This is a genomic window from Citrobacter sp. NCU1 (genome assembly GCF_010231475.1).
Classification (GTDB): domain Bacteria; phylum Pseudomonadota; class Gammaproteobacteria; order Enterobacterales; family Enterobacteriaceae; genus Citrobacter_D.
In genome coordinates this window covers 34564-49186 of the sequence record NZ_NRDO01000042.1, presented here as the reverse complement: position 1 = coordinate 49186, position 14623 = coordinate 34564, and the positions used below count along the sequence as shown (strand labels likewise).

At 56.1% G+C, this 14623-nt stretch carries 17 protein-coding genes; 12 read left to right on the top strand and 5 right to left on the bottom strand.

Annotation, left to right across the window (positions count from 1 at the left end):
• Positions 1-20 precede the first annotated feature (20 nt).
• The 5 genes from CJP72_RS14365 to flgB are packed head-to-tail and all read right to left on the bottom strand — an operon-like array spanning position 21 to position 3688.
• Positions 21-758 carry a flagellar basal body rod protein FlgF gene (locus CJP72_RS14365; protein WP_162382041.1) on the bottom strand — a complete coding sequence of 246 codons (738 nt, stop codon included), beginning with the start codon at positions 756-758 and terminating at the stop codon, positions 21-23.
• The gene (flgE, locus tag CJP72_RS14360) at positions 758-1981 is read right to left on the bottom strand and encodes a flagellar hook protein FlgE (RefSeq protein ID WP_162382040.1); all 1224 of its coding nucleotides are present in this window, start codon (positions 1979-1981) and stop codon (positions 758-760) included. The genes CJP72_RS14365 and flgE overlap by 1 nt, the downstream gene beginning before the upstream one ends.
• On the bottom strand, positions 1978-2829 hold the full coding sequence (locus CJP72_RS14355) for a flagellar hook assembly protein FlgD (RefSeq protein ID WP_162382039.1): 852 nt from the start codon (positions 2827-2829) through the stop codon (positions 1978-1980). Before CJP72_RS14355 ends, flgE begins: the two co-directional genes overlap by 4 nt.
• Positions 2829-3260 carry a flagellar basal body rod protein FlgC gene (flgC, locus tag CJP72_RS14350; protein WP_162382038.1) on the bottom strand — a complete coding sequence of 144 codons (432 nt, stop codon included), beginning with the start codon at positions 3258-3260 and terminating at the stop codon, positions 2829-2831. Before flgC ends, CJP72_RS14355 begins: the two co-directional genes overlap by 1 nt.
• Positions 3261-3301: 41 nt before the next feature.
• Entirely contained in the window at positions 3302-3688 is a 387-nt protein-coding gene (flgB, locus tag CJP72_RS14345) for a flagellar basal body rod protein FlgB (protein ID WP_162382037.1), read from the bottom strand.
• A gap of 28 nt (positions 3689-3716) precedes the next feature.
• On the opposite strand from flgB, the gene flgA reads away from it, so the two are divergent.
• The 12 genes from flgA to CJP72_RS14285 all read left to right on the top strand — a co-directional run bounded on the left by flgA (position 3717) and on the right by CJP72_RS14285 (position 14594).
• Positions 3717-4604, top strand: coding sequence for a flagellar basal body P-ring formation chaperone FlgA (gene flgA / locus CJP72_RS14340; RefSeq protein WP_162382036.1), 888 nt, complete (start codon positions 3717-3719; stop codon positions 4602-4604).
• A gap of 88 nt (positions 4605-4692) precedes the next feature.
• Positions 4693-5973 (top strand): motility associated factor glycosyltransferase family protein, encoded by a 1281-nt coding sequence (locus CJP72_RS14335; protein ID WP_162382035.1) that lies wholly within the window; start codon positions 4693-4695, stop codon positions 5971-5973.
• Positions 5970-6236 carry a hypothetical protein gene (locus CJP72_RS14330; RefSeq protein ID WP_162382034.1) on the top strand — a complete coding sequence of 89 codons (267 nt, stop codon included), beginning with the start codon at positions 5970-5972 and terminating at the stop codon, positions 6234-6236. The genes CJP72_RS14335 and CJP72_RS14330 overlap by 4 nt, the downstream gene beginning before the upstream one ends.
• A gap of 148 nt (positions 6237-6384) precedes the next feature.
• Positions 6385-6786, top strand: coding sequence for a flagellar biosynthesis anti-sigma factor FlgM (locus tag CJP72_RS14325; RefSeq protein ID WP_162382033.1), 402 nt, complete (start codon positions 6385-6387; stop codon positions 6784-6786).
• A gap of 6 nt (positions 6787-6792) precedes the next feature.
• Positions 6793-7224 (top strand): flagellar export chaperone FlgN, encoded by a 432-nt coding sequence (locus CJP72_RS14320; RefSeq protein WP_162382032.1) that lies wholly within the window; start codon positions 6793-6795, stop codon positions 7222-7224.
• 315 nt (positions 7225-7539) lie between these two features.
• A complete protein-coding gene (locus tag CJP72_RS14315; RefSeq protein ID WP_162382031.1) occupies positions 7540-8874 on the top strand; it encodes a sigma-54-dependent transcriptional regulator in 1335 nt (444 codons plus the stop codon).
• 26 nt (positions 8875-8900) lie between these two features.
• Positions 8901-9230: a flagellar hook-basal body complex protein FliE gene (fliE, locus tag CJP72_RS14310; protein WP_162382030.1), complete on the top strand. Its 330-nt coding sequence runs from the start codon at positions 8901-8903 to the stop codon at positions 9228-9230.
• A gap of 24 nt (positions 9231-9254) precedes the next feature.
• Positions 9255-10919, top strand: a complete 1665-nt coding sequence (fliF, locus tag CJP72_RS14305) for a flagellar basal-body MS-ring/collar protein FliF (protein ID WP_162382029.1) — start codon at positions 9255-9257, stop codon at positions 10917-10919.
• Between the two features lie 9 nt (positions 10920-10928).
• Positions 10929-11963, top strand: a complete 1035-nt coding sequence (locus CJP72_RS14300; RefSeq protein ID WP_162382028.1) for a FliG C-terminal domain-containing protein — start codon at positions 10929-10931, stop codon at positions 11961-11963.
• A gap of 3 nt (positions 11964-11966) precedes the next feature.
• Entirely contained in the window at positions 11967-12833 is an 867-nt protein-coding gene (locus tag CJP72_RS14295) for a FliH/SctL family protein (RefSeq protein WP_162382027.1), read from the top strand.
• Between the two features lie 4 nt (positions 12834-12837).
• On the top strand, positions 12838-14169 hold the full coding sequence (locus CJP72_RS14290) for a FliI/YscN family ATPase (RefSeq protein ID WP_162382026.1): 1332 nt from the start codon (positions 12838-12840) through the stop codon (positions 14167-14169).
• Positions 14166-14594, top strand: a complete 429-nt coding sequence (locus CJP72_RS14285; RefSeq protein ID WP_162382025.1) for a flagellar FliJ family protein — start codon at positions 14166-14168, stop codon at positions 14592-14594. The genes CJP72_RS14290 and CJP72_RS14285 overlap by 4 nt, the downstream gene beginning before the upstream one ends.
• Positions 14595-14623: the final 29 nt, after the last annotated feature.

The window sequence follows — 14623 nt, the reverse complement described above, 5'->3', positions numbered from 1 at the left end:
CTTTCTCACTTAATTAGTTATCAGGCGGGTCTGATGAGACGCGTCGACGCCTGGCTTAGCTCTTCGGCGGTTTTCATCATCTTGACCTGAAGTTCAAACTGCCGACTGGTGGTAAGGATGGCGACCATCTCTTCGACCGGATTGACGTTGCTGGCTTCCAGAAAACCGCTCGCGACCGCCACCGTATCATCCGCAGGAAGGGAGGCTGCTGCCGTCCGGGGACGGAAGAGCCCGTCCGCATCTTTGACCAGCTCCGTCACCTCTGGCTTCACTCTTTTGAGCGTTGCCACTTCCAGCAATACCTCGCCGCCGGAATCGGGAACGACGCTGACCCGTCCCTGGTCAGTGATGCTGATCGACCGGTAATCGGGGATCTCAATCTGCTGGCCATCCATGTCGAGTACCGGGAATTGTCCCAGCATCAGGGTGCCCTGCTCATTGATATGCATGCTGCCAGCCCGGGTGTAACGCTCCTGACCATTGACCTGTACGGCCAGCAGCCCCTCGCCACGGATGCCGACATCCAGCTCATTACCCGTGTGCTCCAGCACCCCTGGCGAAAACTTGCTTCCCACGCCCATCGGGACCGCGATATGCCGCGTGGAAAAGCCGTCGCCGCCAACGGCATAGCTGTGGGCTCGCTCATAATCGGCGCGAAACCCCGTGGTATTGACGTTGGCAAGGTTATTGGCGTGCACCTGCTGAGAGAGCATGCTGCGATTCGCCCCGCTCATGGCGGTGTAGATCAGCTTGTCCATCAGATAGCCTGCATCAGCACTTGATCAAGCTGGCTCTGCACCGCAATGGCCTTGGTGTTGGCTTGATAGTTACGTTGCACTTCCATCATGTAAACCAATTCGCCCGTGACGTTGGTCGTGGAGTTCTGCAACGACTGGGATTCAATACCACCGTATACGCCGGTGCCTGGCGTACCGTACAACGGCATACCGGAGGTCGAAGATTGCGTCCAACTGGTGTTGTCTGCCACGGTGAGCGCTTCCGGGTTCGGGAACGTCGCCAGCACGATTTGCCCCTGCAGCATCGTTTCGCCGTTGGAGTAGGTCGCATAAATATTGCCGTACTCATCCACCGTGACACCGGTTTGCTCGCCTGACGGGTAACCGTTGGAGGAGTTCAACTGGTTACTGTACGCCCCCGCATACTGGGTGGTTTCGCTCATGTCGATATCGATGGTCAGCGTATTGGCGCCCTCAAGCAGAGGATCGCCCGCTGGAATACTCAGGGTAAAATTGCCGCCGGAAACCAGGTTGCCGTTGGCGTCAAACTGCAGGGTTTGTGGCCCGGCAGGCGTGCAATAGCTATTCGCATCCTGACCATCGACATAGACCTGCACTTCCCAGGTGCCGTCTGCCGTCTTGGTGTAGTACTGAGAGACGGTATGCTGGTTGCCCATTGAGTCATAGACCACCGTCGAGTTGGTGCTGTGATAACTGTTGGGATCGGAGGGGTCAAAGGTAGTGGCCGCACGGTCGATCGGCTCTGCGTTCTGATCCAGGTTCATACCCAGATCCACATCGGTGGTTGACTGGGGAGGCATTGAGCCGTTATCCAGTTGCAGATCGCCCAACTGACCGGTCATGACATTGCCGTTTGCATCGACCGGGTAGCCCTGTACCCGATTGCCGTTGCTGTCAACAATGTAGCCGTCTTCATCCTGATGGAAGTTACCCGCGCGGGTGTAATAGACCTGGCCGTCGCTCCCCTGGGTGATGAAGAAGCCATCCCCGGTAATGGCCATATCGAGGTCGCGCCCGGTGAAGGTGGTGGTGCCCAGTGCAGAAAAGTTCTGGGTGGTATAGCCCGACGATACCCCCGCCGCCTGGCCCCCCGCATACAGCGCCGAGAAGGTGGTGGTGGATTCCATATAGCCCACGGTTGCGGCGTTGGCGATATCCATGCTGATGGTATTCAGGCTCTGGCTGGCGGCATTCAGACCGCTTACCGAGATTGCATAACTCATAGTCTTTTACCCTCTGTCGTTTCGTCTCCACCTTGCGTGGGAGGAGCGCTAATCTTCGAAATATCAAACAACGGCACCATGCCGACACCTTCAACATCCAGCATCAACCCTTCCTGCCCTTTGAGGGTCACGGAGTTCACAACGCCGCTAAAGTAGGTCGGTGTAGTGCTAATTTCGTCGCCGATCACCGTCTCGGCCTCAATACGATATTCGCCTTCGGGCAGACCCAGCACGTTGCCATCCAGCACAAACTGTTTTTCGCCCGCCGTCTGTGGTCCCAGCGTGACAGTGCCTACTTCCGCGTCAAACTCGTCATAAATCCGGATGCTCACGTTGTCGTAGTCCTTATCCAGTATCAGTTCCCCTTCCAGTAGGGTATCGGGCCCCAGGGTCACGGTGTCATCCGGCGCTGTGACGGTGTTGCCGATCAACTGCTCAGTCGAGACCACCAGGTTGTTTTCCGCCACCGCATAGAGCGCGTTCATCGTCATACGCATGTACTCCATGCTGGTGACCTGGGCGAACATCGCCATCTGGGTGACAAACTCGGTACTGTCGACAGGGTTAGTCGGGTCCTGATAGGTCAACTGCGCCAGCATCAGGTCGACGAAGACGTTGGCCACCTGAGGTGGTGGAGTCGTCTCCTCAGAACTGGTGTCATCTTCAGGCTCAGACGGGGTCTCCGTCGTGGATTCAGTGACAGCCGCCGTCGGCGGAGGCGTTGCGGCCTGGGTGCCCGGCGCACTCATGGGGGCGACCATGCCGTTGACCTGTGACAGCATGTTCTGGGCGCCCGGCAAGCGATTACCCGGATAGGTGTTGACCGGGTTGAATGCGGCCAGGTTCATCAGACCCTATCTCCCAGACGCAGCAAGCTTTGTTGCATGCTCTTAGCCTGGTTCAGCATCTCGACGTTGGCTTCGTAGTTACGTGAGGCGGCAAGCATGTCAGCCATCTCCTCCACCACATTGACGTTGGAGTAGTAGACATAGCCCTCTGCGTCTGCCAGCGGATTATCCGGCTCGTGACGCTTCTGGACGGGCTGATCGGCCTGAACTATCCCCATCACCCCGACGCCAGCTGAGGCGGCACGCTCGGTGACATGCAGCGTGGGATCATTGTAAATCGTGCTAAATACGGGCTTCAGGGAGCGATAGGCCCCGGCTTCGCTGCCGCTGACTGCGTCGGCATTGGCCAGGTTGCTCGAAATGGTATTGAGCCTCAGGCTGTTCGCGTTGATGGCCGTACCCGCAATATCGTAAATTTTTCCGAAGGACATAGCGTGTTTCTGTCTCGTCTTATCTAGCTAATGTTGAATGATTATTTGCCGTCGATGGCCGTCGCGAGTCCGTTAAACTTGTTGTTGAGGAACTCCAGACTGGTCTGGAAATCCATCGAATTCTCGGCAACCCTCGCCTGTTCGATACCCGCTTCTACCGTATTGCCATCGCGGCTCACCTGATAAGGCTGGCGATATTTCAGGTTCATTTCGGTCTGCGTCATGCTCATGGCCGGAATGGGGGCGACGATGTCATCCGGGGAGGAACCCTGTCCCTCGGGGACGGCGAGTCGAAACTCCAGATCCCGTGCCGCATAGTTGGGGGTATCAGCATTGGCTAGATTACTGGCCAGGACCCTGCTACGCTCGACGCGAAAATTGAGCGCCTCTGGATGAATGCCAAGCGCTTTTTCGAAGCTAATTCCCATCCATCCTCCTCCTTACAGTTCAGTAGAGATGAAACGACATACGCACAAAGCAATTTTCGGGCCAACATTTAATTTTTGCCGTATCTGCCGTCGGGGCGCGCAATTACCCACGCAGGTGATGTGGCTGTTTCTCGCCGTTGCGTTATTACTGATCTGTGGGAAGAGCCTTGCGTCAACGGCATTGCCAACACAACCCGCGCCTGTGGAGTCGACCACCCGGCGCACCGCGCCAACACCCGGCGTCGATCCCAATACCCTGAAGCAATTTGTTCACGATCACTGGCAACAACGCTTTGCCCAGCATGCGCAGCGCGTTAACTGGCATGATTACCATTGGCAAATCGAGGTCATCATCCCTGAGGCGGTCAGTAAACTTCCTCCCTGTCGTCAGCCATACCAGGTAGAAGACTCATCGGTTAAGTTCCCCGTGGGCCGACTCTCCCTGCGTTTACGCTGCCCTGACTCCCCAGGCTGGATGATTACGACCCGCAGCCAAATCTCTGTTCTGATGCCTGTCGTCGTGGCGCGGGTGGCAGTTGCACAAGAGCACTACCTACAGGCAAGCGACCTGGCCGTTACCCAGATCCTGCTCACGCCCCAGATGGACGATGTGCTCATCTCCCCGGAGCAGGCCATTGGGCGTCGTCCCCAACGCTCGCTACGAGCAGGACAGCCCGTGCGAAACCGAATGCTTGAAGCGGCTCTGTTGGTACGTAAAGGCGACAAGGTGCGTCTGACGCTGGCAGAAGGTGAGATGGCTATTTCCATGCAGGGGACGGCCCTACAGGACGGACAGAAAGGGGAAACCATCAGCATCAAAAATGAAAAAAGCGGAAAGGTTATTTCCGCTTCGGTCTCTGGCCCCGGCCAATTGCTGATCCTCAATGAGACACCGATGGAGAATCCTCAGAATTAAAACGGCATGTTTATTGCTTATCTCAACGCCCACTCGCCATCGGGTGGAGTCCTTTCGGGGAACATGGTTTTAAAGAGAGCAATAAACGATGTCTGACGCACGCCTGACCCAACATCTCGCCATCATCGCCCGCCGCTGGCCGGCGCTGGCAACCCTGCTAAGCCAGACGCAGCCACTGTCATCGGCAAGCATCATGGAAGGGCATTGCGGAACCCTGCTGGTCGACGGGATCCAACTCACCAGTCGCCACAACCGGGAAAATGAGGCGCAGCAGCAGGCGAATAGCCTGCCAGTAGAGCCGGACCTCAACGTCTACGGCATTGGGCTTGGCTGCCTGCCGCGCATCTTGCTGCAACGTCCCACCCTGAAACACCTCAATGTCTTCATCATGAACCGCGCCCTGTTCCTGCTGACCCTGACGCTGTTGGATCACCAGGACTGGCTAGAGGACCCGAGACTCAGCCTGGCACTGGCCGGCGACGAAAAAGAGATCCGTCTGCCCTTCTTTGCCTTGCCTGCCGAGATGCGCCTGGCGGAAGAGGCGGCAAATGGGATACGTGACCGCCTCATCAGGGAAATATCACTTCCTCATACCAATCGCCGTTACGCGCAACACCTCCCGGCACTGCGACAGCGGCTTGCCGACAATCGTCACCTGCTAAAACAAGACGGTGATGTGGCCTCGCTCTTCGACAGCGCCCCCGGTCGCGAGGCGTTCGTTATCGGGGCGGGCCCCACGCTGAAGTCGCATCTGCCCCGATTACAGGCGCTGCAATGCCTGGCGGAACGACCGTTGCTGATTGCGGTCGACACCGCCTGCCGCGCGCTGTTTGCTCATGGCATCCAACCGGACTGGGTTGTCTCCATCGACCACCTGATTGATGAAGAGAAACTTCCGCCCGCAGACTGCGGATTGGTGTATTTCCCTCTGGTCCCCACCCGAACGTTGATGGCCTGGCGCGGAAAACGGCTGGCCGCTTATTCCAGCAGTCCCCTTTATCAGGCGCTGTGTAAGTCGCAGCCAAAGGCTCAGCTCTATTCGGGAGGAAGCGTGATTCATCCCGCCGTCGATCTCGCCGTGAGGATGGGCTGTCGGGACGTTACCCTGTTAGGTGCCGATTTTGCCTTTCCAGGCGGGGAAACCCATACCGGCTGGGCTGTCGGCGCCCTGAATACCACGCTGGAACAGGCAAAACATTGGGTGCTGAATGGGCATGATCAGCGCATCCGTACCAACATCAGCTTTACGGGTTATCGTATTCAGCTTGAACGCTATATTGCCGCGCATCCCGAGGTTCGCTTCTGGAACGGCAGTCGGGAAGGCGCCAGGATTGCCGATTGCCGTTACCATCCGGAGTTCACCGCATGACCATCGCCTCACAGATCACGAATCTTGCACATCAGTTCCGCCTGGGCATGTCTCTGGATGCGGCAATGGCGCTTCCGCCCCTGATGAAATCGTTGCTTCCGCTACTTCCTTCGCTTTCGCCAACGGCGCAGCGCCAGTTACCGCAGATAATGCAGGCTGTCCTTGCCTGTCAGGAGCGCGAAGACTGGCTGGGTCTTGCCGACTGGCTGGAATATGAATTACTCCACGCGCTGTCAGACCCAACGCCGCGCCACACAGAATGAGACATTGAATATTTTTTGTAAAAAATGCGATCATGGCTAAAGTCTGGCCGTAAAACGGTCGCTTATTTGACTTAACCAGAGTGCTACGTGGGTTCTGTCGGGGCCAACCAGCATATCGTTTCGTCAGCTTGTTCAGAGTGGCTTAATTATGAACATTACATCACCAAACGGGAGTTTTCCCGAGAACTCACTTCAGAGTGCCTACGCGAAACAAACGCAGGTAGCGTCTGAGATCGCGGCAAGTGAAAATAACATTCCCCAGCAGGTCAACGCGCCAGCAAACGTCGCTAACGATCAAAAGCTCGGGACGAAGGGATCTCATGACGCGCCGTTCACTCTGCCCCCCGCAGAGTTCCCTGCCGACGTGCCGGTGAATGCCCCTGTATCCGCAGCATTGGCTCGTGCCCTGGCCGATGAGCTACGTCAGTTTCCCGATATTGATCATGCCAAAGTGGCTGACGTCATGGAGCAACTCAACAGCGGTAAGTTTGCCGTGAGCACCGACGCCCTCGCCGACGACATGATGAACTTCTATCAAAGTGGGAGATAAGCAGACGTGAGCAACGCTACCGAGCGCGTCCGCCAGTTGATTGTGGACATCAATCAGGATGTCGTCTCCTGGCAACAGATGGAACTGTTGCTTAAGGAGCAGCACAGCAACCTGATTCGCCGTAATAATCCGGCGATCCATCACAACAATGAACAGCAGGTGCAACTGCTGGATACCCTGCGTGGCCGGGCCGAACGACGTGTGCAACTGCTGCGCGCTTTTGGGTTACAGGCCAGTACGGACGATCTGAAACGGCTGGCCAACAAATTGCCAACGGCCATTTCAGAGAAGTTGCTCGATCAGTGGCAAACGCTGGAAAACAGTGTGGTTCGCTGCAAAAAGCTCAATGACCACAATGGCCGGCTGCTGGCGAATCAACAACTGTTGATACGTAAACTGCTCAACACGCAAGAAGACTTCTACCAACCCGCGACCTGATGACGCCCTTCACTGCGACAGAGGAGCCTCACCCGTTTCTGTCGCCCCATCCCTGGATTACACGTCCCAGTGAGAGTGCTTGCATGTGTTACAAAACATCATAATCGACGGCAAATAATCGTTTAACCTTCCTAAATTGTTTACAAATCACTCTTCACCACAGATTAGTTCAGGTAAGTTCCTGCGAAAGGCGTCATGTCTGTCGTATGTACAGCTTCAGTTAAGTTAACTCTGCTTTAATTTCCCATAAATTCTATTGTGATCCCGTCTCGTCACTGACGTTTTATTCGCTCATAACAGGTATGTATTCGTTCAATGATCTTGCTGCTTGAATCAGATAAAGTGTGCGCAGACGAAATTCTCACTCATCTGAGTGAAGAATATGCTCGTCGCGTTGTCTGGCAGCCAGGTTTGCAGGACATCGCCACTCTCAGCGCCACTCTCCCGAGTCTGGTCATTCTGGGTCGGGGTCTTTCTCAGGTGCAGGCCCTTAGCTTTATTCGCCAGTTGCATGCCGTACCTATCCTATTGATTAGCCCTATGGATCAAGCCGAATGGGCCAGCACCGCGTTAGGCAACGGCGTCAGTGATTATTTGCTCTATCCCTTTAGTCTCCAGCAACTGACGCAACAGATAACCAGCCTGCTCAATGCCAACTCGCTGCAAACCCGCGGCATGATCATGAGTTCGCCAGCCTCCCGCCGTCTGTTGACGATGGCGCATCGGGTTGCCCTGGCCGAAGCCCCCGTACTCATCAGAGGGGAAACGGGAACGGGCAAGGAGATGTTGGCCCAATTTATCCACACCAACTCCAGCCGGAAAGAGGGTCCCTTCGTCGCCGTCAATTGCGCCGCGATCCCCGAGAACATGCTGGAAGCGATCCTGTTTGGTTATGTTAAAGGGGCGTTCACCGGCGCTTACAGCGGGCAAGCCGGTAAGTTTGAGCTGGCCAACAACGGCACCCTGTTTCTGGATGAGATTGCAGAAATGCCGCCCCCTTTGCAGGCGAAACTGCTGCGCGTGTTGCAGGAGTGGGAAGTCGAACGTCTGGGAAGCAATAAGGTCATTCCACTTAATGTCCGACTGATCACGGCGACCAACCAGAATCTGCGGGAAGCGGTGAGTCAGGGGCGTTTTCGCGAGGATCTTCTCTATCGTCTGGATATATTGCCGCTCGTCATTCCCCCCCTGCGCCAACGCCGGGAAGAACTGGAACGATTGATCTCCCACTTCGTGCAAAAACACGGGGATCAGGCTTTTGCGCCCGCCATTAAATTAAGCCCGTGTGCTCAGAAAGCCTTATTAGCGCATAACTGGCCGGGCAATATTCGGGAACTGGAGAACCGCGTACAACGTGCGCTGGTGATGTGCCGCAGTACGGTGCTGCTCGCCGCTGATTTCGATTTACCGTCTGTTCCACCCACGCAGGAAATTATTGTTGCTGCCCCACAAACACAGGTTGAACTCACCCCTTCGGCCTCCCTACAGGAGAGCCGCAAACACGGTGAGTTCCAACACATTTTAGACACGCTACGCCATTGCCGCGGACATCGGAGTATGACGGCCAAAGCCCTTGGCATCACCCCCAGAGCGCTGCGGTACAAACTCGCCGAGATGCGGCAAAGAGGCATCATCACTGATGATGCGTGACCCGTTTTTTATTATTTGGCCACACTATGAACACGATAAATGACACACAGCAGGCAATGATGCAGCGTATGACGACGATGCAAACCGCTGCCCAGCAACCGCTGATGGCCTCTCACCAGCAAAACAACACACAAAACACGTCTTTTGAGAGTGTCTTTCATGCAGCTCTAAATGGGGTGGACAGCCACCAGCAACAAGCGGCCAATCTGGCGACGCAAATCGAAACCGGCGCCAGCGACGATCTGACGGGTGCCATGATCGCCAGTCAGAAAGCCAGTCTCAGTTTTTCGGCCCTCACTCAGGTCCGCAACAAACTGATGACGGCCTATGACGAAGTCATGAAGATGCCTTTGTAAGGCCGGGGACGTAGTGAGTAACCAATGAGGCAAAAATTCAAAACGATTTGGGAAAATATCAGCAAACCGCTGCCCGCCATCACCACATTACGGAGTAAAGTTCCGCAGTTTATGCTATTGGGCATGTTGACCTGCCTGATAGCGGTACTCATCGTACTGTTTCTCTGGTCTTCCCAGGGAAATTATCGGCCCCTCTATGGTCAGCAAGAGCGCTTCGACAGTGCTCAAATCATGGCTATTCTCGATCAGGAGCACATTTCGTATCGTCTGCTGGAAACGACGGGACAGGTGCTGGTTGAAGAAGATAACTTGTCACAGGCGCGTATGTTGCTGGCGGCTAAAGGCGTACAAGCCAAACTGCCGGTGGGACTGGAATCGCTGGAGCAAGAGTCAACGCTTGGAACCAGTCAGTTCGTTGAAAATGCCCGTTACCGTCGTGGGCTGGAAGGGGAACTGGCGCGTACCATCATGGGCATGCAGGGCATTGATTTTGCCAGGGTCCATCTGGCTATCCCGGACAAAATGATCTTCCTGCGTGGCAATGAGGAGCGACCTTCTGCCTCCGTGATGCTTGAGCTTTCCCCTGCGACCACCCGAATGGAGCCAGGGCAAGTGCTCGCTATCGTGAACCTGGTCAAAGGTAGCGTCTCCAATCTCACCACCGAAAACATCTCTGTGGTCGATCAGTATGGAAATCTGCTGACACAGGATCTCAACGATGAACTTTCCGGAACCCAGTTGACCGTCCATCAGCTCGACTATCAAAAGCAGGTCGAGCGCAGTTATGAACGTCGCGTCAGTGAGATGCTGCAACCGGTGCTTGGCGCCAACAACTATAAGGTGCAGGTCACGGCACACTTGATTTTCGACAGCGTGGAAGAGACCCGGGAATCTCTCGACAAGAGTCCTATCGTACGCGAAGAGCGTTTGCAGAAAGACTCCTCGCAGGGAGGCCAACTGAGCGGTATCCCCGGAGCCCTGAGCAACCGTCCGCCGGTCACAGACCCACTGCAACAGGGTAATCAGGCGCAAACGCCCCCCGCCACGGCCGAACGTCTGGTGAATGAGAAAGATGAGCAGCAGCGTCGCTATGATGTGGGACGTACGATCACTCACACCAAATATCAGCAGGGGCGTCTGAATAATCTCAGTGTCTCCGTGGTACTGAATCAGACCGTTTCGCCGGAAAAAGGCTGGAGTGCTGAGCAACTGAGCAATATCCGTCAGATGGCGCTGGATGCGGTGGGCTTTGATCAGGCGCGGGGCGATCAGCTCAGCCTGAATGTGTTCCCGTTCTCGGAAGATGGCATCAATCCTGCGCTGGATAGCGCATGGTGGCAGGAGCCGGTGTTGCTGATCTACGCCCGTTATCTGGTCGCCACCATTCTCGGTCTGTGTCTCATCTTCTTTGTCATCCGCAAGTTGATGCAGCACCTGATCCAACGTTCCCCGGCGAATGGCGACGATAACGCGTCTGCCACGCGGGTGACGTCCGACAAGCGAGAAAGCGAAGAGAGCGAATATTTCAGAAAGCACAACCGCAACCTGGCGTTTGACAAAGTTCGCTTAAATGAACTGCCTGACACGAATTCGCCTTTGCGGGAAAAATTGGCCCACTTGCAGTTGCTGGCGGACCATGACCCCAAACGCGTCGCCGAAGTATTAGAACAGTGGATGAATAGCAGGTGATTACCCGCCATGAATGAAGAGTACGAGCAACAACCGCTCAAAAGTGCCGAACAGGCAGGTCTGCTGCTGTTAACACTGAGCGAGCACCAGGCTGGCAACATTCTGCGCAGCCTGAGTCGGGAACATGTCCAGGATATCGTCCGGGCGATGGCAGAAGTAGGACATGTCAAGAACCAGCATCTGGACATGGCATTGCAGCGGATGTTCGTCGACTATCGCGAACTGAGCGGTATCTCTCGCGCCTCCCGTGGCTTTCTTGAGAAAACGCTCGATGTCGCCCTGGGGCCAGAACTGGCGAAAGGGGTGATCAACGACGTTTACGGAGAACAGATTCGGGAAACCATGCATCAGTTACAGTGGATTTCCCCCACCCTGATCGCCGCTAATTTGCAACATGAAATGCTGCCGTTGCAGGCAACCTTCCTCGCGCTGTTGCCGCAGGACGTTTCTGCCGAGGTCATGAAGTTTCTGCCGCAGGCGCAGCATGACCGGTTGATTCTGAACATGGCTAACCTGCGGGAAATCAACCAAAACATGGTGGCGGAGCTGGAGAAAATCATTCAGCAGTGCCTGACCATGGTCCAGCAGGGCGTTCAAACATCGGTGAGCGGTGTCGAACAAGCGGCGGGCCTGATTTCCCGTTACCCAGGAAATAGCGCCAAATTGCTTGAGACCGTGCGCGAACATGACCAGGGACTGGCCGAAGAAATTGAGAACAGTATGTATCGGTTCTCCATTCTGGAGCGCCAGCCAGAGGCCACTATCGTCCGACTCTGCCAGGAAGTGGAACCAGAGGTTTGGGCCAGAGCGTTCAAAGGGGCGTCGCCCTCCCTGCGTCAGGCAATATTGCGCTGCCTGCCGAAACGCCAGGCCAATGCGATTCAGGAGCAAATGCAGGTCATGGGCGGCCTCCCCGCCAGTGTGGTCAGAGGCGCGGAAGCGGAGATCATGGCTAAGGTGCGTGAGCTCATCGCAGACAATGAAAATGCAGAAGGAGGCGAACCCTTTGAGTTTCGCCTCTTTGAAGAGAAAGTGTTGGAGTAACCCATGCCACTGCATAGCAAAAAAGACGGACCCCCACGCAGTGTCCATCGTTACCATTTTCCACCCTTATCCCAGCAGGAGCCCCAGCCGGAGGAGCAACCGTATGCTTCTCCACAACAGATCGCGGCCAAATATCAGGCGCTGATGGAAGAGGGTCGCGATGCGGGTTTTGCTGAAGGGCTGCGTCAGGGGCTGGAGCAAGGTCATCCTCTGGGCCAGGAGCGTGGATTTCAGGTGGGAATGCAGGAAGGGCGAGAAGCCGGGAGCCAGCAAGCGCAGGAAGAGATCAAACCTAAACTGGATGACATGTTTCATCAGGTCGGTCAACTCTATCTCTCCCTTGAGACCACACTGCAAGAAACACTGAGCGGGCAAAGGGAAACGCTCTGCCGCCTGATTTCACAGATCTGCCGACAGGTACTGCGCGCCGAACTCGCGCTCAATCCGACGCAGATCCTTGGGCTTATCGAAGAGACTTTGGCGATGTTACCTAAGCCACAGGGCGCGATTTCCATCCGCCTGGATCCTGGCACCCACACGCTGCTTAAGACATTTGCCCCGGAGGCCCTGGAACGCTGGGATCTGCAACCCGATCCCCTGCTTTCCTCCGGCAGTTTCCATATTCAGACGGGTTTAGCGGAAGCGGAAAGCCACCTGGATGCACGCATCGATCAGTGTGTCGATCAGTTGCGTCGTCAACTGACCGATACCCCTGAACTGAATACGCTGGAGACGCCCGCCATCGCGGCGGACAGCCAGACGATATCATCAACGATCACGCCGCCTAACTTGCCCTGGAGCCTGCAAGAGACCTTCTCTTCGCTTTCGCTGCCCGCAGACAAGTTCAGCGACGAAGACTTAAAAGCTTAACCCAATGCGCGCCCTGAAAACGTTGCTTAATCAACTGGAAAAGGAAGCGTATCGGGTTCCTCCCGCCCAGATTTATGGGCGGCTGGTGCGCGTCACTGGCCTGCTGCTGGAGGTGACAGGGTGCCCCCTTTCCATTGGTCAACGCGCGCTCGTTGAAACCGGGAATAGCACCTGGATCGAGACGGAAGTGGTGGGTTTTAATCAGGAGCGCACGTTTCTGATGCCCGTCGAACAGGTTACCGGCCTGTTCCCCGGCGCCCGCGTCTCACCGCTACAAGATGACAGCGAACTGGTGGTCGGGCCTGCGCTGCTCGGTCGCATACTGGATGGTCTGGGCCGCCCTCTGGACGGTCTTGGTCCACTGACGGGTGAACGCATCTCTTTGCATCAGCCGCCGCTGAATCCGCTCTCGCGCCAGCCCATCACAGCCCCTCTGGATGTTGGCGTGAAGGCCATCAACGGCATATTACCGCTGGGTCGCGGCCAACGTATCGGACTGTTTGCTGGCAGCGGCGTGGGCAAGAGCGTGTTGCTCAGTATGATGACCCGTTATACCGATGCCGACGTGGTCGTGGTCGGCCTGATTGGGGAACGCGGACGCGAAGTTGCCGAATTCCTGCAACATACGCTGGGGGAAGAAGGACGCCGTAAGGCGGTTGTCGTGGTCGCTCCCGCCGATGTTTCTCCCCTGCTCAGACTCAGAGCCTCTCAGGTCTGTCACCGGATTGCCGAAAGCTTTCGGGATCAGGGCAAGCACGTGTTGCTGTTGATGGACTCCCTGACCCGTTATGCCATCGCCCAGCGCGAAATCGCCCTGTCATTGGGTGAACCTCCCGCCACGAAAGGTTATCCCCCTTCCGTCTTCACCCAACTGCCGCAACTGGTGGAGCGGGCAGGCAACGGATATCACCCGGAAGGCAGCCTCAGCGCCATCTACACGGTGCTGGTCGAAGGGGATGACCACAACGATCCGATCGCAGACGCTGCACGGGCTATCCTCGACGGTCACATTGTTCTACGCCGTGACATCGCCGAACAGGGAATTTATCCAGCCATTGATGTCGCCGCGTCGGCCAGTCGCGTTATACCGTTGATCTGCTCTACCGCACAGGTCCATCAAATCCAACGGTTTCGCCGTTATTACAGCCTGTATCAGCAGGTGCGCGAACTGATCCCGCTGGGCGGTTATCAGGCGGGTCACGATGAGGAAATGGACCACGCCGTGACCCTGTTCCCGCAGATGCTGGAGTATTTACAGCAACCTGCTCAACAGGGGGTAAACCTGCAACAAACCCAGACGTTGCTCCAGGCGCTAATGGAGGAAGATAAACGATGAAATCCTTAAGGACATTGCACCGACTGCAGAGCCACAAGCTGGATAATGAGAGCAAGGCGTTGACGACGCTGGAGACGCGCAGCGCCGAACTCCAGCGCTCCCTCGACGTCCTCGGGCAATATCGCCGTGAGATGTCGCGACTGCCCACCTACGGTTCAGCCTTCGCCCTGCATAATCGCAATATCATGCACCGCCAGTTGGGCGACCTTATTGATAAGCAGCACGAGGAAAAGGTCGCGCTCAAGCTCTCCATCGCGCAACAGAAGAAAGTCGTGCTGGATGCTTTCGTCGCCAGAAAAAGCAGCGAGATAATTCTGGAACGACAGCGGATCCGCCAGTCCTTTGAAACCCAACGGCAAGAACAAAAGATCCTGGATGAACTGGCGCTCAACCAGGTACGGCTCGATGCGCGGGATAAGCGCTGAGCCGCAAAACCATCCTCCCTTTTTGAACC